The organism is Neobacillus niacini, assembly GCF_036961885.1.
In the GTDB taxonomy this organism is placed as follows: domain Bacteria; phylum Bacillota; class Bacilli; order Bacillales; family Cytobacillaceae; genus Neobacillus; species Neobacillus niacini_H.
In genome coordinates this window covers 211,142-234,087 of record NZ_JBALNQ010000029.1, presented here as the reverse complement: position 1 = coordinate 234,087, position 22,946 = coordinate 211,142, and the positions used below count along the sequence as shown (strand labels likewise).

General features: G+C 39.4%; 26 protein-coding genes. 5 read left to right on the top strand and 21 right to left on the bottom strand.

Translation table 11 applies throughout. From position 1 onward, the window contains the following. Window positions 1-72: 72 nt before the first annotated feature. Window positions 73-843, bottom strand: coding sequence for a sporulation protein (locus tag V7124_RS14240; RefSeq protein WP_335408222.1), 771 nt, complete (start codon window positions 841-843; stop codon window positions 73-75). A gap of 231 nt (window positions 844-1,074) precedes the next feature. Beyond that, window positions 1,075-1,248 carry a YozD family protein gene (locus V7124_RS14235; RefSeq protein ID WP_081954691.1) on the bottom strand — a complete coding sequence of 58 codons (174 nt, stop codon included), beginning with the start codon at window positions 1,246-1,248 and terminating at the stop codon, window positions 1,075-1,077. A 177-nt stretch (window positions 1,249-1,425) separates the two neighbouring features. On the opposite strand from V7124_RS14235, the gene V7124_RS14230 reads away from it, so the two are divergent. After that, window positions 1,426-1,593, top strand: a complete 168-nt coding sequence (locus tag V7124_RS14230; RefSeq protein ID WP_335408227.1) for a hypothetical protein — start codon at window positions 1,426-1,428, stop codon at window positions 1,591-1,593. A gap of 3 nt (window positions 1,594-1,596) precedes the next feature. Here V7124_RS14230 and V7124_RS14225 read toward each other — a convergent pair whose 3' ends face one another. Both V7124_RS14225 and V7124_RS14220 read right to left on the bottom strand, forming a co-directional pair. Next, window positions 1,597-2,295 (bottom strand): hypothetical protein, encoded by a 699-nt coding sequence (locus V7124_RS14225; protein ID WP_420489476.1) that lies wholly within the window; start codon window positions 2,293-2,295, stop codon window positions 1,597-1,599. A 141-nt stretch (window positions 2,296-2,436) separates the two neighbouring features. Continuing rightward, complete coding sequence (locus V7124_RS14220) at window positions 2,437-2,655, bottom strand: YozE family protein (RefSeq protein ID WP_335408385.1); 219 nt, start codon at window positions 2,653-2,655, stop codon at window positions 2,437-2,439. A gap of 163 nt (window positions 2,656-2,818) precedes the next feature. Here V7124_RS14220 and V7124_RS14215 point away from each other — a divergent pair, with 163 nt between their 5' ends. Further along, entirely contained in the window at window positions 2,819-3,922 is a 1,104-nt protein-coding gene (locus tag V7124_RS14215; protein WP_335408231.1) for an AI-2E family transporter, read from the top strand. Between the two features lie 36 nt (window positions 3,923-3,958). Here V7124_RS14215 and V7124_RS14210 read toward each other — a convergent pair whose 3' ends face one another. The 8 genes from V7124_RS14210 to V7124_RS14175 form a co-directional block, all read right to left on the bottom strand. After that, on the bottom strand, window positions 3,959-4,258 hold the full coding sequence (locus V7124_RS14210; RefSeq protein WP_335490086.1) for a YokU family protein: 300 nt from the start codon (window positions 4,256-4,258) through the stop codon (window positions 3,959-3,961). Next, window positions 4,251-5,681 (bottom strand): lysine 2,3-aminomutase, encoded by a 1,431-nt coding sequence (ablA, locus tag V7124_RS14205; RefSeq protein ID WP_335490083.1) that lies wholly within the window; start codon window positions 5,679-5,681, stop codon window positions 4,251-4,253. The genes V7124_RS14210 and ablA overlap by 8 nt, the downstream gene beginning before the upstream one ends. Before the next feature lie 123 nt (window positions 5,682-5,804). After that, window positions 5,805-7,190, bottom strand: a complete 1,386-nt coding sequence (locus tag V7124_RS14200; RefSeq protein WP_335490080.1) for a sigma-54 interaction domain-containing protein — start codon at window positions 7,188-7,190, stop codon at window positions 5,805-5,807. Between the two features lie 55 nt (window positions 7,191-7,245). Then, window positions 7,246-8,103, bottom strand: coding sequence for a putative beta-lysine N-acetyltransferase (ablB, locus tag V7124_RS14195; RefSeq protein ID WP_335408239.1), 858 nt, complete (start codon window positions 8,101-8,103; stop codon window positions 7,246-7,248). 80 nt (window positions 8,104-8,183) lie between these two features. Continuing rightward, on the bottom strand, window positions 8,184-9,452 hold the full coding sequence (locus tag V7124_RS14190; protein ID WP_335490078.1) for a peptidase: 1,269 nt from the start codon (window positions 9,450-9,452) through the stop codon (window positions 8,184-8,186). Between the two features lie 34 nt (window positions 9,453-9,486). Continuing rightward, a complete protein-coding gene (locus tag V7124_RS14185; RefSeq protein ID WP_335490075.1) occupies window positions 9,487-10,152 on the bottom strand; it encodes a 3-oxoacid CoA-transferase subunit B in 666 nt (221 codons plus the stop codon). Further along, window positions 10,137-10,829 (bottom strand): CoA transferase subunit A, encoded by a 693-nt coding sequence (locus V7124_RS14180; protein WP_335490073.1) that lies wholly within the window; start codon window positions 10,827-10,829, stop codon window positions 10,137-10,139. The genes V7124_RS14185 and V7124_RS14180 overlap by 16 nt, the downstream gene beginning before the upstream one ends. A 14-nt stretch (window positions 10,830-10,843) precedes the next feature. After that, window positions 10,844-12,187 carry an aspartate aminotransferase family protein gene (locus V7124_RS14175; protein ID WP_335490071.1) on the bottom strand — a complete coding sequence of 448 codons (1,344 nt, stop codon included), beginning with the start codon at window positions 12,185-12,187 and terminating at the stop codon, window positions 10,844-10,846. A gap of 188 nt (window positions 12,188-12,375) precedes the next feature. On the opposite strand from V7124_RS14175, the gene V7124_RS14170 reads away from it, so the two are divergent. Then, window positions 12,376-13,740: a TrkH family potassium uptake protein gene (locus tag V7124_RS14170; RefSeq protein ID WP_335408249.1), complete on the top strand. Its 1,365-nt coding sequence runs from the start codon at window positions 12,376-12,378 to the stop codon at window positions 13,738-13,740. Between the two features lie 133 nt (window positions 13,741-13,873). Here V7124_RS14170 and V7124_RS14165 read toward each other — a convergent pair whose 3' ends face one another. From V7124_RS14165 to V7124_RS14155, 3 genes are all read right to left on the bottom strand, one after another. Beyond that, a complete protein-coding gene (locus V7124_RS14165) occupies window positions 13,874-14,848 on the bottom strand; it encodes a S66 family peptidase (RefSeq protein ID WP_335490067.1) in 975 nt (324 codons plus the stop codon). A gap of 154 nt (window positions 14,849-15,002) precedes the next feature. Beyond that, window positions 15,003-16,469, bottom strand: a complete 1,467-nt coding sequence (locus tag V7124_RS14160; protein WP_335490064.1) for an NAD(P)/FAD-dependent oxidoreductase — start codon at window positions 16,467-16,469, stop codon at window positions 15,003-15,005. Window positions 16,470-16,652: 183 nt separating this feature from the next. After that, a complete protein-coding gene (locus tag V7124_RS14155; RefSeq protein WP_335408256.1) occupies window positions 16,653-16,850 on the bottom strand; it encodes a YjcZ family sporulation protein in 198 nt (65 codons plus the stop codon). A gap of 120 nt (window positions 16,851-16,970) precedes the next feature. On the opposite strand from V7124_RS14155, the gene V7124_RS14150 reads away from it, so the two are divergent. Continuing rightward, window positions 16,971-17,561: a DUF502 domain-containing protein gene (locus tag V7124_RS14150; RefSeq protein ID WP_335408258.1), complete on the top strand. Its 591-nt coding sequence runs from the start codon at window positions 16,971-16,973 to the stop codon at window positions 17,559-17,561. Window positions 17,562-17,583: 22 nt separating this feature from the next. Here the strand turns inward: V7124_RS14150 and msrB are convergent, their stop codons facing one another. The 3 genes from msrB to rsgA all read right to left on the bottom strand — a co-directional run bounded on the left by msrB (window position 17,584) and on the right by rsgA (window position 19,732). Further along, on the bottom strand, window positions 17,584-18,018 hold the full coding sequence (msrB, locus tag V7124_RS14145; RefSeq protein ID WP_335490061.1) for a peptide-methionine (R)-S-oxide reductase MsrB: 435 nt from the start codon (window positions 18,016-18,018) through the stop codon (window positions 17,584-17,586). Next, entirely contained in the window at window positions 18,008-18,499 is a 492-nt protein-coding gene (gene msrA / locus V7124_RS14140) for a peptide-methionine (S)-S-oxide reductase MsrA (protein WP_335490161.1), read from the bottom strand. The genes msrB and msrA overlap by 11 nt, the downstream gene beginning before the upstream one ends. A 162-nt stretch (window positions 18,500-18,661) precedes the next feature. Continuing rightward, window positions 18,662-19,732: a ribosome small subunit-dependent GTPase A gene (gene rsgA, locus V7124_RS14135; protein ID WP_335490058.1), complete on the bottom strand. Its 1,071-nt coding sequence runs from the start codon at window positions 19,730-19,732 to the stop codon at window positions 18,662-18,664. Window positions 19,733-20,035: 303 nt separating this feature from the next. On the opposite strand from rsgA, the gene V7124_RS14130 reads away from it, so the two are divergent. Continuing rightward, complete coding sequence (locus V7124_RS14130) at window positions 20,036-20,785, top strand: DUF4397 domain-containing protein (protein WP_335408264.1); 750 nt, start codon at window positions 20,036-20,038, stop codon at window positions 20,783-20,785. Between the two features lie 33 nt (window positions 20,786-20,818). Here the strand turns inward: V7124_RS14130 and V7124_RS14125 are convergent, their stop codons facing one another. The 3 genes from V7124_RS14125 to V7124_RS14115 form a co-directional block, all read right to left on the bottom strand. Continuing rightward, on the bottom strand, window positions 20,819-21,397 hold the full coding sequence (locus tag V7124_RS14125) for a YpmS family protein (protein ID WP_335490055.1): 579 nt from the start codon (window positions 21,395-21,397) through the stop codon (window positions 20,819-20,821). Between the two features lie 6 nt (window positions 21,398-21,403). Then, the gene (locus tag V7124_RS14120) at window positions 21,404-22,228 is read right to left on the bottom strand and encodes an SGNH/GDSL hydrolase family protein (protein WP_335490053.1); all 825 of its coding nucleotides are present in this window, start codon (window positions 22,226-22,228) and stop codon (window positions 21,404-21,406) included. Window positions 22,229-22,337: 109 nt separating this feature from the next. Next, window positions 22,338-22,919 (bottom strand): SCO family protein, encoded by a 582-nt coding sequence (locus V7124_RS14115; RefSeq protein WP_335490050.1) that lies wholly within the window; start codon window positions 22,917-22,919, stop codon window positions 22,338-22,340. Between the last annotated feature and the right edge of the window lie 27 nt (window positions 22,920-22,946).

Below are 22,946 nucleotides of genomic sequence, written 5' to 3'. Positions count from 1 at the left end.
AGCGAAGGACACTAGCCGTTAGGGCCGCTTGCGCTGGACAGTAAACTAAGTTCAAAAATTCTTCCTTATTTTTTAAGAAAATCTTTGAATAACGCTATGAATTTGCTGTTGTAAGTTAGGAATATCTGCATTCGTTACAGTTAATCTTACGTTTGTTTCGTCCATACCAGCAGCTTCGGCAAATAAACCACCCAATCCTCGAGCGCGGCGATCAACCTGTAACAATAATTCTAAACCACCATTTCCTGCTGGACGGAATACTAATTCTAGTTCGTCTAATCTTCCACGAAACGGACCAGAAGTCGGAACATATTCAAATTCTTGAACAAATGGCAAGCGTCCGCGTAAATGGCGTGGTGCTTGTTCACAATCCGCTTCACGCAGACGGAATCCAAGACTGTCGACGGCATGTAATACAGCATTCATTAATTGGTTTGGAATAACCTGAAGATAGTCTTTATCACCAGGATCAACCGCATTTTTAATATCTAAGCCTGTCGTTACCCAAATTTTTGACCTACCGATTGAGAGCGGTGTGTCTAGTGGAAGCTGGAAGGAAAACGGAATTTCTTTTCGTTCATTTTTGCCAATAACAAATGGACTTGTAATTCGGAAACGATCGATAGCAGCTGTTACATTATACTTTTTATCATCTGATTCTTTTAAATAGGTAGTATTTAATGTTAAATAAATATCATCTACTTGCTGTTCTACTTTTCCTCCTCTTATTTCTACTACACCTTTAACGGTTTCACCTGGCATATATGAATCTCTCTCTAGCTTGGTGTCAACCGCAGCTGATCCAATCCCTACACTAGCAAATACTTTGTCAAAAAAAGACATGATCATTTCCTCCCTATTTTTCCAATAAATTTTCTATATTTGACTTTACTTCTACGCAATCCTCATAACAGGATTCAATTTGTCATTCTTAATACGTGAAAGAAAAGCTTAAGTTTCACCAATCCAAGCAAAATATCAAAAAAATTTTCACAACAAAAAGCGAGCAGAATCAAATGCTCGTCTTTCGTTACATTTTATTTAAAAGAAGAAATAAGTATCGTGGTATTTTACCTATTCATCTTCTACTTCCTCGTCGATAATACTTTTCTCGATGAGATACTCGAAGGTAATGTCAGCGATTTCTTCCAACTCTTCTTCCGTAGGAACGTATCCTCTTTTTACCAGCTCATGAAAGAAAAATTCAGCAATCTCTTCCGTATCAATAAACACTTCAATTTCTCTCACAGCATCGCCCCCTTTTTACAGAATGTATGATGAATTATGCTCTTTCATGCTATTAACTTCTAGAAGAATCGGTAAATATTCTACAGCTTAAACATAGAGAACAAAATAAAAGAATAATTAAGTCTTTTTTTCTTTGGACAAGCATAGGATGAATAAAATGAACGATGAGGTGATAGTATGTCAAATCTACAAGCAAAATTTGAAGCTATTCTTGATGATGTGAATCAGGAGGATGGAAAAATTATCACAGCCTTTGAGAAGATAACTAACAGCCTATTTTTTCTAATAAAATGGGGCGGAATTCCTTTGGTGACTTATTTGTTATGGACGATATCCAAGTGGTAGAAGCTAGACATGGCTTTTACCATCGTCATTTACGACACTTTTCAATTTCCTTAGAATGACACGCATTACTTGAAAATACTCCTGATCGTGGAACATTTTATATAATATTTTGTAATCATTGTAGATATCGAGTAAATTATCGATTAATTGTTTCTTTTCCTTTTTCCGCTCGATTGCGTCAAGTTCTGCTTTTTTAATCAGGTTTTGTGTTTTTGACACTGCTATCTGCTGTTTTTCTTCATTATTAACTAAGTAGAGGAGTCCTAATTTTTGAATAAATGTATCCGCACTCTCAGCATCAGCGACAAGTGTCATTTCCTCTTCACCCGCTTCTAGCCATTCCCCATCACTAATTCGCGAAAGTTCGTAGATCACATCTTCCCATGCATCTTCTTTGTAGCGCCAAATTTCTGTACGAAACCCAACAATCTTAAACAAATCCGTACCATATCCAGCAACCTGAATTAAATCTCCAAAAAAGAATTTATATTCAATATCTATTTGTTCTTGTTCCACCAAGTCCCCTTCATATTCGGAAAGGAGTTGAAGTCCCGATTCAACAAAAAGACCATCACTATTATTCACTTCGTATACATAATTGCCGTCTAGAAGCTTAACATCTGTTATTTTACCAACTGTACCATACATCGTTATCACGACCGTATCACCGACCTTATACTTCGGTATGTTCCTTCTATTCATATCCTCCATCCTCTCAATGATGAGCCGTGAATTTTGATTACAATAGTATATGCACCACATTATGTATCGCGCACAACGGAGAAAAAGAAAAATCGCCTCTTTTTGCATAAGACGATTTAAAGGAATTTTATAAAATTTTCATTAACTTTCCGAGAGTACATAAAGCTCCCAGGCTTCATCAAAGATTGTCATTGACTGTAAGTAGTGACCGTTTAATTCTAGATAGGAACTGATCGCATGGTAATTTTCAGATGTTTTTGGGAAGCTATGGTCTAAAAAGGCATCATTCGCAAACACACTGATAGCGTCCTTAGGTTCCGGGTGCCTATACTTCATTAAAAAGTGATAAAATGATTTAATCATATGTAGCGCCTGCCTTTTCTGGTTTTGATAAAAATACTATAACGGAAGCATGTTTCTACGTCTAGGGTCTTATTTGAAAACCCGCCTAAAGAATGTTGGTATAATTTAGTTATAATTGATATAATTTTACCAAATATATTTAGAAATAGAGGTACCTACATTGCCAAAGAAAAAATTACAATACTGGTTAATACAGATCCTGTTAATTTTAACCATCATTTGGGTCTCAACTAAAATTTCCTTTTTATTTGAGCCAATCGGAATCTTTTTTTCAACCATCTTTTTCCCCATTCTGATTACAGGCTTTTTATATTTTTTACTTAATCCTGTTGTTGATTTCCTGCAACGTCGTAAGGTGCCAAGACTCTTATCGATCATCATTATTTATGTTGTATTTATCGGCATTTGTGTATTTGCGATCGGAAATTTAGTACCAGCGATAACAAAACAATTTACCGCTCTAGCCAATGAACTCCCGGTTTATGCAGACAAGACGATGGAATTTTTTGATAAGATTTTTAAATCCTCTGAATTCAAATGGATAATGGACGAACAAAAGGATATCCTTGAGACCGTTCAAGAAAGAATGATTGAATTTGCTAATACGCTCCCAAACACGATTACTGGGAGTATCACCAATATTCTTGGTGTAATTACCAATATTGCCATTGTACTCGTCACCGTCCCATTTTTATTATTTTATATGTTTAAAGATGGTCACAGGTTTCCGGCTGCACTTTCCAAATTTCTTCCGAATGCATACAGAGAAGAAGGACTTTCTATTTTAAAAGAGACTGGTGACACGCTATCAGCCTATATTCAGGGCCAAGTTACGGTTGCATTAGCAGTTGGAACGCTGGCATTTATTGGTTACCTGATCATTGACTTACCCTTTGCACTTGTCATGGCCTTAATCGTAGCCTTTACCAACATTATTCCTTATATCGGTCCCATTCTTGGTGGAGCACCAGCGGTCATCGTGGCTTTATTTGATTCTCCTACCAAAGCATTGTTAGTCGTTGTGGTTATCCTTATTGCACAGCAAATTGAAGGGAATGTGTTATCTCCGCTGATTCTAGGAAAAAGCTTGGACACACATCCAGCAACAATTATCATTATCTTACTAGCTGCTGGAAATTTGGCAGGAGTTCTTGGGATGGTGTTGGCAATCCCCTTCTACGCGGTAATGAAGACGATTGTATTAAATTTAGTTAAATTTCTCCGGGCCAGAAAAAATGCAGCAAGCCCTATCCAAACTGAATAAACAATTAACCCCCTATCAGCAGATAGGGGGATTATTTTAAGATGAAAAATCAAAATAATTTCTTTTCAACAGCCTCGGAAGTGCCATTAACTCTTGATAGCTGAGAGTTTTAGGAATTTTCTTTGTATCTACTAAAAATAATTGATCTTCAATTTCTTTCGTTACCTCATCTGTTTGATATTCCATCCCACACGTATCACAAACTACAGCAGGGGCTTCTGTAATCTGAATGGCTCTAGTGCCGTCTGGGAGCTCCCAATAGACATTATTCTCACCGTTTTTCGCCTCACTGCCACACCACTCACAGCTTAATCCCATATTCATCCCTCTATTCATTAGATTCTGGATTTGCATCTGGACCATTTTTAACAGTGGACGGTTTGTTCTGTAGGGCCTGGAATTTCTTTTCCTTCAACTCATCACGCTTGCCTCGTTTATCTTTAAGTGAGGCATGCTTTGGATCCTGATGATATTCTTTACGACGATTTAATCGTGTTAAACCCTCAGGCACAAGATTAAAGTGCTGGTCATTCATGATTCCTGCAACGCCAATAGTTGAGCGTTTTTCCTCCATATCAGGATAAACCTCTTTAAAGTACCCCTCCGCAGTGCCAGGGTTGTAATTCTCTGGTTCTGGATAAGAAGTAATCACTCCTTCAAAATTCCGAAGGACAACTTTTTCAGGACTTTGAGAAATTAAGTAATTCGGCTGAAGCGCGATTTTCCCGCCACCGCCCGGTCCATCTAACACAAAAGTTGGTACCGCATAGCCACTCGTATGACCACGCAAGCCTTCGATAATTTCAAGCCCCTTCGAAACAGGTGCCCGGAAATGGCCGATGCCTTCAGAAAGGTCACATTGATAAATATAATAAGGACGAACACGAATTTTCACAAGGTCATGCATAAGCTTTTTCATAATCGGCACACTGTCGTTGATCCCGGCTAGGATAACTGATTGATTTCCGACTGGGACGCCTGAATTCGCCAGCATTTCACAGGCCTTTTTTGATTCCTCGGTTATTTCAATGGATGTATTAAAATGCGTATTCAACCAAATAGGGTGATATTTTTTAAATATATTACAGAGGTTTTCGGTAATTCTTTGTGGAAATACAACTGGTGCTCTTGTTCCGATTCGAATAATTTCAACATGGTCGATTTCTCGGAGATTTTTTAAGATATATTCAAGGATCGTATCATTAATGAGCAGCCCATCACCCCCAGAAATTAACACATCCCGTACCTGTGGAGTTTGACGTATATAACCAATGGCTGCATCTAACTGTTTCTTCGGTACCCCCATACCAATTTGGCCTGAAAAACGTCTCCTTGTACAGTAACGGCAATACATCGAACATTGATTGGTAACGAGAAAAAGTACTCGATCTGGATAACGGTGTGTTAATCCAGGAACTGGGGAGTCTTCATCTTCATACAATGGGTCTTCAAGATCATATTTGGTTTTATGGATTTCTTTAGAAATGGGGACAGACTGCATCCGTATTGGGCAACGTGGATCATCAGGGTTCATGAGCGAAGCATAATATGGTGTTATATTTAAGGGAATGGTTTTTGTTGAGATTCGAACTCCTTCTTCTTCATCTGGAGTTAAATTTATCACCTTTTTTAAATCATCCAGAGTGCGAATGGTGTTCGTAAGCTGCCAGAGCCAATCATTCCACTGCTCTTCCGTTACATCTTTCCATAGCTCTATATCTTTCCAATGCCTACTCGGCTTGTATAATGTCTGTTTCATGTAAAATTCCTCCTTACCCCGCATTACCTAAATATTATGCAAGAATTATGCCATTGCAGATAGTCCAGGTAAGGTTATCATTTTTATTCGGTACGCAAAAAAAAAACGCCGATAAATCGGCAGCTATTCCCTGTTCTTTTTAAGTTTATATTGCAGGGTTTGTCTAGGAATCTCCAACAGCTTGGCCGCTTGATTGATATTTCCATTTGACATAGCAAGTGCATCGGCAATGATTTGACTTTCAAGCGCTTCTACATTTTTTCTTAAGGAAAGACTCTTATCACTATTTCCATTACTAACAGCCTGCTGACGCATCATTATTGGCAAATCATTCATTTGAAGTACGTCATCAGCACACACGTTCATCATATACTCAATGGTATGTTTTAGTTCCCTGACATTTCCTGGCCATGGATGACTCATAAAAAAACTTGCTACTTTCTGATCGAGTCCTTTTACTGCTTTTTGTAATTTCTTATTAAAAAATCGAATAAAGTACTCCGTCAAAAATACGATATCCTCTTTTCGTTCCCGAATCGGCAGCAGCGAAAAGGTAAACACATTGAGGCGATAGTACAAGTCAGAGCGAAGCTTTTGGTTTTCAACCGCATGATTTGGGTGGATATTCATAGCAGCGATCACACGAACATCAACAGAAATATTTTGCGCACTACCAACCCTTCGAACCAACCCATCCTCTAAAACTCGTAATAACTTAGCCTGGAGCTCAATCGGCATCGTATGAAGTTCATCGAGAAACAGCGTCCCACCATCGGCCAGTTCCAACAGTCCTTTTCTCTCAACAGCACCCGTATAGCTCCCTTTCGCGGTGCCAAAAAGGATACTTTCGAGCAGTGTTTCTGGAATGGCTGCACAGTTTTGGGCAATAAACGGACCATCTCCACGATGGGAAGCATGATGAATTCCTTGCACAAACAATTCTTTTCCCGTCCCGCTTTCTCCGTATACAAGAATCGGTGAATCTGATTTAGCCAGCTTTCTAGCCTCGTCCTTCATGCTGATGAAAACCTGATTAACACTCTTTAAGTCATCTAGCGTGTAGGTAACGTTTTTGGGCACCTTTTTTTTTGTGCCTTTACTCACATTTTTTTGTAAATCTAATAGGCTTTCAGCTAATTGCTTCATCCGCGAATAATCTTTGGCTATCTCAACCGCACCAATAATCTCTTTATCTAAAAAAATCGGAAGTGTCGTATTTATGGTATCTATGCGTGATCCATGAATATTTACATAAACCTGTGTTTGATTATAAATCGGCTTGCCTGATTTAATCACCCGGAGCAGGGTGCTAGAATTTTTTGATAAAGAGGGAAAGGCATCCAAAAGATACTTACCCTGTACTTCCTTTACATCCATGCCATCATGCCGTGCCGCTACCTCATTATAAAAAATCGTTCTTCCTTCTGTATTGACCACATGGATGCCTTCATCAATGGTTTTTAAAATGGCTGAAAGAACTTCCTGCGTTAGCACATTTAGTTGGACCATCTCTTATTTCACCTCTTTTTGTCATGCCAAAAATTCGGCACCTATTGCTGGATTTTTAGCAGGCTGCCAGATTCTTTACCCACATATTCATATTTTCTAGCTTGTCATAGATGTAGCAATTATTCATTAATCGACCCCGATATTTATATCCTAGTTGAAACAACACCGCATTCATTCCAAAGGATAAACTTCTGGCAATCGAGTAAGCGCAATAAATACCTAGCCTTTTCAGTTCCCCCTCAAGCTCACGGAGGATTATTTTCATCAACCCATATTTCCGATGTTCCTTTAAGGTAGCGCAATCCGTTAATTCTGCATTTTTATAAAAAGAATTTACTTCTGCCGATGCAGCACTGACGATTTTCCCCTGATGAAAGTAAACATAGTAAATAGTCCCTTCTTCCATTGTTTTTTTTACATATTCAGGTTCATTTAATGGAGTGGGATAAATTTGAAACACTTGACGGTACAAGCCAGCAAGCTCCTCTGCGCATGTTTTATCCGCCTTCTTTAATTCATACTCCTTTGGCGGAAACGGTTTCCCGCTTGCTATGTCTAATTGATAGATACTTTGAATCATCCCATCTTCGGTAATCCAATGATCATTTTTCTTTCGTTCCACGGTATAAAACTTCGAATAAAAATGAGCGTCCGAACCGAGAAAATACCGGTCAACAACAGCTTCAGGCTGCAGCCCTCGTTCATAGATTTGTAAATTATCCTCGGTTCGTGCTTTCATGATTAACTTTTCTGCTTGATGCTGGCGGGCGAGCTCTTCTGCTTTTTCTAGGACAAACTTCGTATTGCCACGGTAATCATCTACTCGTATTCTTTTATTAAAGGGGTCCAGATAAACTTCTAGGAAGAAGTTACTTTCTTCTATATATATGATGGAGGCAGTTTGGTTCAACATTTACAGTCTCCTTTCCCTTGAAAAAAATGCCTGACTGGAAAACAGCCAGACATTTTTTTCTTTCCATACTTATAGTGGATCTAATCACACACTTCACACCATTTCAGTATCGTTAACGCAATAATCTTGCTGGCTGCAAACAAATCCTCAAGAATAATGTGTTCGTCCGCATCATGTGCAGCAGCTGTAATACCCGGTCCAAAAACAACGACTGGTGTATTCCCGATGTTTGATAGAATTCCGCCATCGGTCCCCCACGGACTTGCTTCAATGACCGGTGCTTCACCCTTTACTTTTTCAAAACTATTTGAAAGTATCTTCATTAATGGATGGTCCACTTCAAGATTACCTGGAAGCCATCTCCCCCCAAACCATTCAATCTCAAGCGGATTAGCTTGGAACCACTTATCCTGCACATTGAGTTCATTTAGAACCGCGGCCATTTCCGCTTGAGCAGCTGTAATCGTTTCTTCTGGTGAAACACCCATTCTTCCTTCGATTACAACCAAATCTGGAACGGAGGACGGCCATTCACCACCGTTTATTTTTCCAATATTTATCGGGATTGGAATGGGAATATTATTAAATAATGGATCGGTGATTTTAATATTGCGATTCTTTTCTAATTGTTGCAGCTTTTGTATCACTACAACTGCTTTTTCGATGGCACTAACTCCCTCATATCGAGTGCCGCCGTGAGCTGCCCTTCCCTTCACACGAACTCTAAACCACATGGAACCTTGCTGCTTTGGAAAGATTTTCATACCAGTAGGTTCAGGGATGATTGCTCCGTCTGCATGATAGCCTCTTAATACCGCTGCAAGTGTACCGGCGCCACCGCTCTCTTCTTCGATTACACTTTGAAAAATAACATCCCCTTTAAGCTTCGTCCCCGTTGCTATTAAAGACTCGATTGCCATGATTAGTGCGGCTGTTCCCCCTTTCATATCTGTGCTCCCACGTCCGTATAGTTTTCCGCACTCAATTTGACCACTAAAAGGGTCGTGTGTCCAGTTCTTCTCATCACCCACAGGAACAACATCGATATGGCCATTTAGAATGATTGATTTTCCGCCGCCAGCCCCTTTTAACACGGCAACGACATTTGGATTCCCTTCAAAGCTGTCCCGATCACAGCAGAACGCCTCATGGTTCTTGATTTCATCCCTATCGATTTCCCAAATATCAAGATTCAATCCTAACTGCCGGCACTTTTCGATAATGACTGCCTGTGCACTGCTCTCATTACCTCTGATACTATTTTCCTGGACGAGTATTTGTAAAAATCTTGTTCCTCTCGCACGATTGTCCTTCAGCCATTGTTTGATCGCTTCTTCCTGGTTACTCAACAAATTCACTCCCTCTTTAGAAAAATGGTTGAGATTAATAGATTATCTTTCGGACATTATCGCTTATCGTAAACTCACAATCTGTTTTGTTGATAACATCACGCAAATCATAGGGTTCAAACAGCTCTGTTAACCGTAATCCCTCTGTCGTTACCGTGAAAATCGCTAACTCGGTTATAATCATGTCAACACAGGCGGAGGAAGTTAACGGTAACGTGCAGTTCGTAACAATTTTGGGATTACCTGCCTTATCACAATGATTCATTAATACAATTACTTTTTTCGCTTTCTGAGCCAGCTCCATCGCACCACCCATACCAGGAACCTTTTTCCCAGGAACGATCCAGTTGGCCAAGTCCCCCTGCTGACTCACTTGCAGCGATCCCAAAATCGTGATATCAACCCTGCCTCTACGGATCATTCCAAAAGAAATCGCACTATCACAGTAAGAACCCCCTTGGTTCAAGGTGACTGGAAAACCACCAGCATTACAGAGATTCTCATCTTCCTGCCCTTTCTCAGGAGTTGCTCCCATACCGGTTATCCCATTTTCAGCATGGAACATGACCATCATGTCTTTTGGTAAATGATTAGGAACCAAAGATGGAATACCAATACCAAGGTTGACCACCATTCCATTGTAAATTTCTTCTGATGCTCTTCTTGCTATTCTGTTGCGAAAGTCTACTCCCAAGCCCATTTCCAGTTCACTCCCTTCGAAGGGATGATATGATCAACGAACACACCAGGGGTGATAATCTCATCTGGGCCGAGGCTACCCAAAGGGACGATTTTCTCTACCTCTGCAATCGTGATATCCCCTGCCATAGCAACAAGTGGATTCGTATTCCGAGCGCTTTTATCATAGATTAAATTTCCGTAGGGGTCAGCTTTTTTAGCATATACAATGGAAACATCTGCTGTTAAGGCTGTTTCAATAAGGTAGTCGGTACCATTGAGGAGAAAGTGCGGCTTATTCTTCGAAACTAATTCATTAGCAATTCCTATATCTGATAGAATCGCGGGGAGACCGACACCGCCAGCACGAATCCGTTCAGCTAGTATCCCTTGTGGCGAAAATTCCACTTCAAGCTTGCCTTCATGCATAAGCTTGCCGGCAATGGGATTAGAACCAATATGTGAAGCAACCACCTTAATGGCCCTTTCCTGACTAACTAGTTTCCCAATACCAATATGAGGAAATCCGGTGTCATTCCCAATCAACGTCAAATTCCGGACTCCTTTTTCGAGAATTCCATCGATGAGGGTTGGCGGGGAACCTACACCGCCAAATCCCCCAAACATTAATGTCATCCCATCATAAAATAAGTCTAAAACCATCTCTAAGGTTGTAATTTTCCCAAAAGGATTTTCCATCCATACACCACCCATCAATCGTCGGATTTCAGTTGCTTTGAAAACACTTCAAACGATTTTGCCAATAATGATACCAATTCCTTAATTTCATCTTTTGTGATCGTCAATGGCGGTGAGATAATGATGGCGTCACCATTGACACCATCAAGACCAGCTCCAGCTGGATAAATGAGCAGTCCATTTTCTTTTGCAATAGCAATCATTCTTTGGGTAACAAGCGCTTTTCTTGGAAAGGGAGTTTTCGTGGCTGTGTCTTCAACAAATTCAATTCCTAGCAATAAACCCTTCCCACGAATATCACCGATAAAGGAAAACTGATTCTTTAATTGAAGTAACATGTTCTTGAGGTATTCCCCTTTGGAGTCTACATGACTGACAATCTTGTTTTTTTCCAGATATTCAAGTACCGCCAGAGAAACGGCACAGGATTGCGGGTTGGCACTTAAGGTATGTCCGCTCATAACTACTTTTGTTCCCGCTAAAATCGGTTCAATTACCTTTTCACTTGCAACTGCAGCTGCAATCGGGGCATACCCTGCACCCATCCCTTTCCCTAAAGCCACGATATCAGGAATAACATCATACTGTTCCATTGCCAGCATCGATCCTGTTCGCCCAAAACCTGTCATTACCTCATCCGCTATAAATAGAATATCGTGATCATCACAGATCCTTTTAATGACTTTAAAATAATCCTTAGGGGGAGCAATCGCGCCGCCCGCTGCACCGATGACTGGTTCTGCAATAAAGGCGGCAATATGGTCAGCACCGATTCGTTTAATCGCCTGTTCAAGTTCCTGTGCACAAAGCTGACCGCAGGAGGGTGACTCGAGACCATAAGGGCAGCGGTAGCAGTAAGGGGGATTGATGACTGGGAAATCCTCAAGCAACGGAACAAATCGTGCTCTTCTCCCGGTATGTCCGGACAACGAAAGTGCTCCTAGAGTAATACCATGATAGCTGACCCATCTGGATAACACTTTCGTTTTTGTTTGAATTCCTTTTTCTTGCCAATATTGGATGGCCATTTTCATAGCCGTTTCTACCGCTTCAGAACCACTGTTAACAAAAAAGCACCAATTAAGCTCCCCTGGAGTAATTTCTGCAATCTTTTTTGCCAGCTTCTCAGCACTTGCACTCGTAAATTGCGAACGATACACAAACGAGACTTTTTTCGCCTGCTCCTCCATCGCCTCGATAATTTCTGAAACGCCATGGCCAATGTTAGCGGTTACAGCACCAGAGGAACCATCAAGATATTTTTTACCTTCGCTATCATACAAATAAATCCCTTTACCATGGTCAATCATCGGCAAGGTTTCATCGAGTAATGGTTTTATAAGAAACGAACGTTCCAACCTGACACCACTTCCCCTTTTAGTTCATTGTATGAGCGAGGTTTTTAATACTTTCATCTTAATTAAAGTAATTCGTTCTCTGTTGATTATGCCTTAAGTCGTTAGAAAATTTTCGCAAGAAAACTATCTTTTACTTTTACCGACAGTTACTATAAAATTACATGTAGATTTACATAAGGATGGATCAAATGAATATTACAAGAAAGCATTCATTAAAAAAGAAAGAACTATCAACGATTCAATTAATCGTTATTTTTTACCTATCTGCATTAATCATTTCTACTTTACTCCTGAAAATACCTTTAGCTCATAAAGAAAATGCATCACTTAGTTTTATCGATGCTTTATTTACATCGGCAAGTGCAGTAAGTGTAACAGGTCTAAGTACAATCTCATTAAAAGATACATTTAATAATTTCGGAATAGTTCTCTTATGTTTTATTCTTCAATTAGGCGGATTAGGTGTAATGTCACTTAGTACCTTCCTATGGATCATGATCGGGAAAAAAGTAGGATTAAAGGAACGCCAACTAATCATGGTGGACCAAAATCAATCCAATTTATCTGGATTAGTCCAGCTGGCAAAGCGGATTTTTATTATCATCATTTCATTTGAAATCATTGGGGGCATTATTTTAGGATTACGCTTTTTAAAATACTTTGACAGCCCCTTATCAGCTTTTAAGCATGGATTTTTCGGCTCCATTAGTGCTACCACGAATGCTGGATTTGATATTACAGGGGGATCTTTAATTCCGTTTAGCAACGACTACTTTGTACAAACGGTGGTAATTTTATTAATGATTATTGGAGCAATCGGCTTTCCTGTGATTGTCGAGGTGTATGAATTCTTTTTAAGTCTGAAGGTTAAGCGAAGGTATCATTTCACTTTATTTACGAAATTGACAACTGCAACATTTGTTATCTTAACCTTAGTTGGTGGAATTATTATTTATTTACTAGATAGCTATCACTTTTTTGCTGATAAATCATGGCATGAAGTACTTTTCTATTCTCTATTTAATTCTACCACCACCAAAAGTGCTGGGTTGGCAACAATGGATTTAAATGATTTTACCACAAGTAATCAGCTATTTATGTCAATATTGATGTTTATCGGTGGTTCTCCAAGCAGTGCCTCGGGTGGAATTCGGACTACAACGTTCGCAATTGTTTTGCTCGCCATATTCTTTTATGCACGCGGAAAAGGCTCTATTAAAATTTTTAGAAGAGAACTCCATAGCCAGGATATAATAAAATCCTTTATCGTGGTTTCGACAGCAGCTACTCTATGCTTAGTTTCGATATTAATTCTCTCAATTACGGAAGATGGTACCCTTATTCAAGTTATTTTTGAAGTTACTTCTGCGTTTGGTACCAATGGCTTATCGATGGGCTTAACACCTATGTTAACAACCTTTGGGAAAATCTTGATCATCCTTCTGATGTTTATCGGAAGGGTCGGGATTGTTACGTGTTTACTGATTTTAAGAGGCAAAGATACTAGTCAGGAAAAGATCCATTTCCCTAAAGAGAAGGTTACGATAGGATAAGAAAAGCAGAAGCGCCCTGGTCAGCGGCGTATGGCCTGGAGCAACTGAGATAAAGGAAANNGGAGAGCGAAGGACACTAGCCGTTAGGGCCGCTTGCGCTGGACAGTAAACTAAGTTTAAAAATTTCTTTTCTTCATGAGTAGATTGTAATTTCAGTCGTTGTACCATTTCCTGAAATTGATGCTCTTGCTCCCATCGGAATCGTCGCCAGCGGCTGCACATGTCCGAAATTAACGTTTGCAATTACCGGTATATGATTCAGTTCCTTTTTTGTTTCGATGACTCTTTTGATCGCTGTTTCAGTTACGTTTGAGTCTTTTTGAAATCTCCCAATAAGTATCCCCTTTATTCCTTTTGCATCAGGTAACTGTAGGATTGACTGTAAAACCCGGTCGAAGGAATGTATATGCGCTTCATCATCTTCCTCGATAAAAAGAATCGAATCCTTGAGTGAAGGCATGTAATCCGTTCCCTGTAGGAGGTGTAACGTACTTAAGTTTCCACCAATCAGTGTTCCCTCTGCCTCACCTTCATGGATGACCATATAGTTGTCCTGCTCCACAAAGGTTCTTTCCTCTTGGTCAAGGTACCACTTATCATCACTCCATGTAGCGGACGGACTCACCTCATATGGTGCATCATTCGTAACAGCTTCTAAAAAAGATTGAATGGTGTAATCTAAACCATATTTAACACCAAACGTTGAAAAGAACGGTCCGGAGTAGGTAATTAAACCCGTTTTTTTATAGATGGCTGCACCTAATGCGGTAATGTCACTATATCCGCAAAAAACTTTAGGATTTGATTGGATAAGGTTGTAATCAATATGGGTTAACAACTGGTTTGCGTGATAGCCACCGAGGGCAGTTAAAATCCCTTTTACGTTCGGGTCTTTGAACGCATCGTGTAAATCTTCAATCCTTTGTTCAATTGAAGTCGTGAAAAATTCATCATGGTCATCGACATGTTTACCAAAAGTGACAGTGAATCCTAATTGGTTCAACCGTTGAGTCGCGATTTCCACTTGCTTTCCTTTTACAAGCGCCATACTCGTTGACGGCGCAATCACTCTGATTTCATCCCCAGGAGATAATCGGTTAGGCAGCATAATAAGTGTGAAACCTCCTTTTTTAGATAGTTTATCAGATTAAGGGTAGTGTTTTGAAGTGTTCAGCGTGCAATACGGTAAGGCGGATCGGAGATATATCCGGTTCTCCCCAAATCTGCCTTCTTCAAAAAACAAACCCGCTAATTTTAGCGGGTTATGCCATGACTACTTCTTTTTTACGATCTGGTGTTGTTTTTTTAATGATATCTCTTGCAATCCAGACCCCGCATGCACTTGCTTGTGCAAGACCGCGTGTGATTCCTGCGCCGTCACCGCCGACATACAAGCCGCTGATTTCAGATTCAAAACGGTCATTAAGTTTCGGTCTGGCAGAGTAGAATTTTGCTTCAACTCCGTAGAACAATGTGTGCTCTGAAGCTAATCCTGGTGAAATCTGATTCAATGCCTCTGTCATTTCAATTAAACTTTTAAGCGTATTATATGGAAGAACTAGACCAAGGTCACCTGGAACAGCCTCTTTTAATGTTGGCTCGATGAATCCCTCTTTAATCCTTCTTTCAGTTGAACGTCTGCCTTTTAAAATATCTCCATACTTTTGCACGATTAAGCCTCCATTTGAAAGGCTGTTTGCAAGACGTGATACCTCGTGAGCATATTCGTTTGGCTTATCAAAAGGTTCTGAAAATGTATGTGATACCAATAAGGCGAAGTTCGTATTTGGGCTTCCTAGCTTCGGGTCCTTGTAAGCATGGCCATTGGCAAGCATGATACCAGAATGATTTTCAACGACAACATGTCCAGAAGGATTGCTGCAAAACGTCCGTACTCTTGTTCCTACGGATGTATTGAATACAAATTTTCCTTCATACAAATTATCATTGATTTCCTTCATAACAATGTCAGAAGTCTCCACTCGTACACCGATATCAACTTGATTACTAGTCATTTTCAGACGGCGGGCCTTCAGAATTTCAGTTAACCATTTTGAGCCATCTCTACCTGGGGTAATGACTACTTTGTCGGCAAAAAGTTCTTGTCCACCTTTTAGCTTAATTCCCTTAATGGTGTGTCCATCTGATGTTCTCTCAGTAATAAGATCATCCACTTCTGTTTTAAAAGACAGTTCCACTTTATCATTTAAGTATTCAAAGATACTTTTCATTATTTCTAAGTTTTGCTCTGTTCCAAGGTGACGGACCTGTGCGCGCAACAATTTTAATCCAGCCGCAAAAGCTCGACGCTCGATATCCTTCACGTTATCAGTAAGCGGATCGGTAATACTTTCTGTTGCACCGTGGCTTAAATTAATTTCATCCACATATTTAATTAAATCGACAACTTGAGAATCAGGTAGATAATCCGTCATCCAACCGCCGAATTCACTTGTAATATTAAACTTTCCATCCGAATAAGCGCCAGCACCGCCGAAGCCGCTGGTGATCGAACAAGCCGGCAGACATCCTGCATACTCTTTTTTTCCCGCTGCTGGGGGACATTTTTCAATTTTATTTTCTAAAATTGGACAATTTCTCCGATAAATATCATGCCCCTTATCCACTAATAACACCTTTGCATTCGGCATTTTTAGTGAAAGTTCATAGCAGGTAAATATTCCTGCTGGGCCTGCACCCACTACTATAACATCATATCTATTTTCCATTGTCCAAAACCTCCAAGACGTATGTATTTACTTAACCCTTGGTAAATATATCAGAGTTTCACCCTTCAGTCAACAATAGAAACGAACTATTAACAATTTTTAATTAAAAATGTTCGTGTTTTACTCTTTTTTTGAAAATAACAAAAAAAAGACTCAAGGCTTTTCACCTGAGTCTTTTTGGGTTTAGCACCAACTTGCACCGATGATGATTAATAGAATAAACAATACTACAATTAATACGAAAGTGCCGGTACCATAACCAAATCCGCATCCTCCGACTGCTGGTGCTGCATAGCCAAAACCACATCCTCCTACTGCTGGTGCAGCATAACCTAATCCACCGCAATCTTGCCCAAAACCATGACCATAATGTCCGTACATACCTATTCACTCCTTCGAGTTTTTGTTGTTAACACTTTTACTTTATGATATAGGTACTTGACCTGTCTGTGCATTCGCCTATATTATGAGAATCAATGATAAAAATCTGAGGGTGATATTTTGAAAACTTTATTGAAAAGCTTTGTTAACGGTATTTTAACTATTGTCCCAATCATTCTAGTAATCTTTGTTATTTATAAAACTTTTTTGTTTCTCGATGGTTTGCTAGGAAATACTTTAAGACCTTACTTAAAGGATGATTACATCCCTGGTATTGGTTTGCTGACAACGATTGTTTTAATCACTCTGCTCGGCTGGTTGTCAACAAAATTCATTACTGGGAGCATTGTTAAACTGATTGATCGGTGGCTGGAAAAGATCCCTGTTGTAAAGACCATCTACTCCGTTATTAAAGATACAGTCCAATCCTTCCTCGGTGAGAAAAAATCTTTTTCGAAAGTGGCACTTGTGGTAATTCCTGGTACCGAAATGCGCAGTATGGGGTTTGTTACATCTGAACAGTTGGAGAATTTCTACAGTCCGCTAAAGGATCATGTAGCTGTCTATATACCGCAAACTTTTCAGGTTGCTGGTTTTACTTTTTTAATTCCGAAGGAGCAAGTAGAAATTATTGATGTTAAGCCTGAAGATGCAATGAAATTTATCTTATCTGGTGGCATGACCTCCACCTCAAAAGTAAATAGCAAATAGAAAAAGCCGCGAATCGCGGCTTTTATTCTTCGTCAAATAGCTTTTTATATGCTCCGTAGCCTTCCTCTTCAAGCTTTTCTATCGGAATAAACCGTAAGGCTGCAGAATTAATACAGTACCGTAAACCTGTTGGATCAGGACCATCATTAAAAACGTGGCCTAAATGGGAGTCCGCTGTCTTACTCCTCACTTCCGTCCGAACCATAAAATGGCTTCTATCTTCTTTTTCTAGAACTTCTTCCTCGACAATCGGCTTGGTGAAACTCGGCCAGCCACAGCCAGCGTCAAACTTATCAAGAGAACTAAACAGCGGCTTTCCAGAAACGAGGTCTACATATATCCCGTCTCTCGTTTCATTCCAGTATTCATTCCGAAACGGCGGCTCGGTGCCATTATTTTGGGTTACTTCATATTGGACTGGTGATAATTCTTTTTTTAATTGTTCTTTATTTTTCATTTTTCTCCTCCCAGTGTGCTTTAATATATCCTGCTCTCCCTGAACCGATATGGTATCTTTCATAATGAGCTTGATTCTTCTTATAGTAATGCTGATGATATTCTTCCGCTGGATAGAACGTTTTCGCTGGTAAAATTGGCGTTACAACGGGTTTAGTAAAGCGCCCGCTACCTTGAAGAGTCTGTTTTGATTGTTCCGCAAGCTCTTTCTGTTTTTCATTATGATAAAATATCGCTGTTTGATAAGACTGGCCTCTGTCGTAGAATTGACCACCCGGATCGGTTGGATCAATTTGCTGCCAATAGAGCTCAAGTAGTCTTTCATATGGAAAAATTTCGGGATTAAAAGTAATTTGGACAGCTTCATAATGCCCCGTTGATTCAGAACAAACCTGCTCATATGTAGGATTCTCGACGTGACCGCCTGTATATCCAGAAATGACACTAATGATTCCTGGCTGCTCATCAAATGGTTTCACCATACACCAAAAACAGCCTCCAGCAAATGTAGCTTTTTCTTCCACGTTCCCACCCCTTTAGAATTTACTTGCTTCTGAGTATGAGTATACCGAATCTTTTTAAAGAAATACAATTTGCTGACTGAAAAAGCCGAACCACGTCTCCGGGTTCGGCTACACCTTCATCTATTTAATTTTCTTTTTATTTTTCATTTGTTTCGCAATGTTCTTCCATTTTTTCTGTTCTTCAGTTTGGGCACGTTTGTCGGCTTTTCTTTCGATATAGGCAAGTTCTTTTTGCAGCTTATTATAGCTAGTTAGCCGTCCAGCTGGGAGCGTGCCTTCTTCAATCGCCAAAACGACGGCACAGCCAGGCTCATCAATATGTTTGCAATCTCTGAATCTGCAGTTTTCTGCCAATTCATCGATATCGGAGAACGTTTCTGTTAAACCCTCTGAACTTTCCCACAGCTGCAATTCGCGCATTCCTGGGGTGTCAATTAACACGCTGCCATTTGGGAGTTGAATCAGTTCGCGATGGGTAGTGGTGTGGCGCCCTTTGTCATCACCTTCACGAATTTCTTTTACGGCCATTTTCTCATCACCTAATAACCGATTGGTTAAGGTCGACTTTCCCACTCCTGACGATCCTAACAAAGCGACCGTTTTTCCAGGCTGTAAGTATGGAGCAAGCTGATCGATTCCACTCATCTGCTCTGCACTAATTGGAATAACCGGCACTCCGCCAAATGCGATTGCTTCAACTTCCACCAGCTTTTCCTCGAGATTTTCACAAAGGTCTGCTTTACTCAACACAATAACTGGATTTGCCCCACTTTCCCAAGTTAGCAGCAGATAGCGCTCGATTCTTCTTAAATTTAGGTCATCATTGAGTGAATTGACAAGAAAGACAGTATCCACGTTCGCAGCAACAATTTGTTCTTCAGCGGTTCTGCCAGCAGATTTCCGTGAAAATTTGCTAAACCGAGGCATTACAGTATAAATCGTCCCTTTTCCTTCATCTGCCCGTGGCTTTAACATCACCCAATCTCCAACTGCAGGGTAATCTTCACGACTTAATGCTTCAAAATTAAATTTTCCTGACACTTCACAAAGCAAGTCGCCATGCTCGGTCCAGACACGATACATATGCTTATGTTCCAAGGCAACACGGCCGATTATCATTTCTTCACTTTGTTTTAATGTTAAGAAATCGTTATTTATTTTTTCAGTTAATCCAAATGTTAGTAAATTCATCCATATTCCTCCAAAAATTGTAAAATAAAAAAACATAGGCAACACAGCCCATGGTTTACTTCACAAAGGAAAAATGGGTATAGATTCCCCTAATGGGTGAACCTGCGGGCTGTGCAAACGATATTGAAATCAACGACAATTAACGTATTTTCATTTACCATTACACTTCACCCGCCTTCCGACATATTTGTATTAAGTATATGTTATTAATATCCATTTGTAAACAAAAACTCCCAAAATAGACACCTACCTAAACATGCATGAATAAATTAAGTTATAAAGAACGAGAAAGGAGCGATGGGTATGTCTGAAAATGGAAATCATTCGGATTATCTTCAAAGGGCCGCGATGTACGATATATTAGCTCACAATGTTAAATATTCGAACCCAAACCTACACATGCAGTATTATTTGAAACATTTAAAATACATGAATAAAGCGATCCTGCTGCGCAACACCCAGCAAACACGAGTTGATGGGAAAGTTAGATTCCTTCACACCTCACCTGATGCCCCCGATGTTGACATTTATATTAATGGGCAAATGAAAGTGAAACACCTTCCATTCAAAGTTGCAAGTAATTATTTACCATTAAAGCCTGGAAAGCATCATATTGATATCTATCCAACTGGAAATTCTGTAGATAGTGTCCTCAATAAGAAGATTACCATTGACCCTGGAAAATCATATACACTAGCCATTATCGACTCTGTAAAAAAAATGCGTTTGCTCCCCTACCTTACACAACCAGAAGTGCCGCCAAATGAATCAAAAATACGCTTTTTGCATTTATCGCCAGATACTGGGACATTGGATATTGCCGTTAAAGATCGAGATGTTGTCTTTCCGAACATCACCTACAAGCAGGCAACGAACTATTTAGGAATCATGCCAATGACAGTAGATTTAGAGGTAAGAGAGGCTGGAACAAAACAAGTTGTCCTCCCAATGCCAAAAGCACAGTTCCGACCGAATGAAACATACACAATTGTATTGATTGGTCTTTCCAAAGAAGACCCAGCAACATTACAAGCAATGATCTTAAAAGATTAAAAAATAAGGTGGCCCACATTTATGTGAGTCACCTTATTCAACAGGTACGAGTATCGTAAACGCTATATCATCTTTTAGTAAATCGAACCTATTTGCTTTTATTTTCACATCACTCTTGAGCTTTAATTGCTTCATCTCTACATAGATAAGTTTATCATTAGGCTGAATGTCTACTCCTTTTGGGAGCTTGTAATTTTCTTTGATAAATTTGAGGACATAGGAAACAGGTAAAGGTAAGCTGCCAACCGAAATTGACTTTTGCTTCAAAACCAAATCTCCATTATCTAGTGCTTCTGGTTCAAAGGTGAGTTTTAAATCTACTTCTTGACTAAAGAATGGCAATGTCCCGTATAACTCCACCTCATCCTCTAGGCGGACGCTATACTCAATTGGTGAATCGGCTGCTTCCTTTTTAATATACTGGTTTATTAATCGATTTAAATCGGCTTTATTTGATTTAACTTCAAAAGAAACACTTTCGTTATCTGGTATATTTTGTTGAATCTTTCCTTTTTCACCTGCAGGAATCATGATTAAAGTTAAAAGAATGATAACTATAAGACCATTTAACCCTAATAATAGAAAGAATCCCCTTTTCCACTTATTTTTCATAGAAAGCTAATTCTCCTCTTTACTGACCAAATACGCCTTCTTAACGAGATCAGGTAATGTTCGTTCTTCTAAGGTTTCATTCAAACGCTCAGCAATTAATTTATAGCCCTTATCGTTGGGATGAAAGTTATCGGTATACAGTAGACTTTCTGTTGGATCCCTAAATAAATCTTCAATACCCACGAAATAGGCGTTCGCATAATTTGCAACAACCTGTTGGCTGGCGATGTTCCAATCTGTAACGATTTGATCTAGCTCCGAAATATTAGAAAACCATTGTGAAAAAGGATTGTAGACTCCAACTAACACAATAAAAGCTTCGGGATTTACTTGCGTAATCGTATTCATGATTTCGTATAAATTTCTTGTATATTCTTCTCTTTCCTTATCAAAGACGGAAAGCTGGAGATTTGAAATGTTATCCTTAACGACTTTCATGATGTCATTGCCGCCAATTGTCAAAATCACTAAATCAGCTGTAGATAGCGTGTCGGTAATATCGTCTTGTTGCAGCTTTTTTAAAAGTTGTGTCGTTCGATTACCTTTTACACCATAATTATAGAAATCAACTTCCTTAATCCCCTTTTCTTCCTCGAGCAAAGTTCTTAAGTAAGGCAGGTATCCTCCTGTTTTTGTACTATCGCCAATACCCTCTGTTAAGGAATCACCAGCAGAAATAATCTTTATTTCCTGTGGGACAAAATCGACAGGAACCTCTTCAAAAACGACAGCTGATGCCGTGCGCTCTTTGTGCAATTCCCAGCGATTGGATTGACTGCAAGAACTTAAGAAAAAAGTCGAAAGAAGGAGAAGGGTGATAACTTTTTTCATTTTATTCACCACCTCTACCTAATGATATTATAACATGTCATTAAAAATTCAAAACATGCTGGTCCTACATCCTAGTCATTCCCAAAAAAATAGACCCTCTTAAAAAGGTCTATTGCAACGCTTTTATATCATCGAGCATTTCATCATATGGGACTTCTTTATACCCATCATAAATTTTTTTCACTTTACTATCTGGTCCTACTAAGAAAAAATATGTCTGATGAATGACTTGATTACCCTCTTGCGGCTTTTTCACTAACGTTTTAAAAGTTTCTCTTGCATACGTTTCAATAAACTCTTGTGAATAGCCTGTTAGGAAGGTCCAATTGTCTGTATTTAACCCGAAATTTTTTGCATAAGCTGAAAGTATTTCAGGTGTGTCAATGGTTGGATCGACACTAAAGGAAACGAACTCAACATTTTTCAACTCTTCATCTGCCACCATTTTTTGCAGCTTGGTCATATTGGCTGTCATCGGCGGACAAACATCTGCGCAATTAGTAAAAATAAAATCGGCCACCCAAATCTTTCCGTCTAAATTTTTCTTTTCAAACGGTATGTTCTCTTCTGTAACCGCAGAAAAATCATTTACTGGATAATCTAGCGGATTCTCAATCCCCTTTTGTCCACATGCAGATAGAAGCAACACAGCCATAATGATCATAAATAAAAATGATAAATGAATTTTCATAAAAATATCCCCCGACAGCTTTTTCTT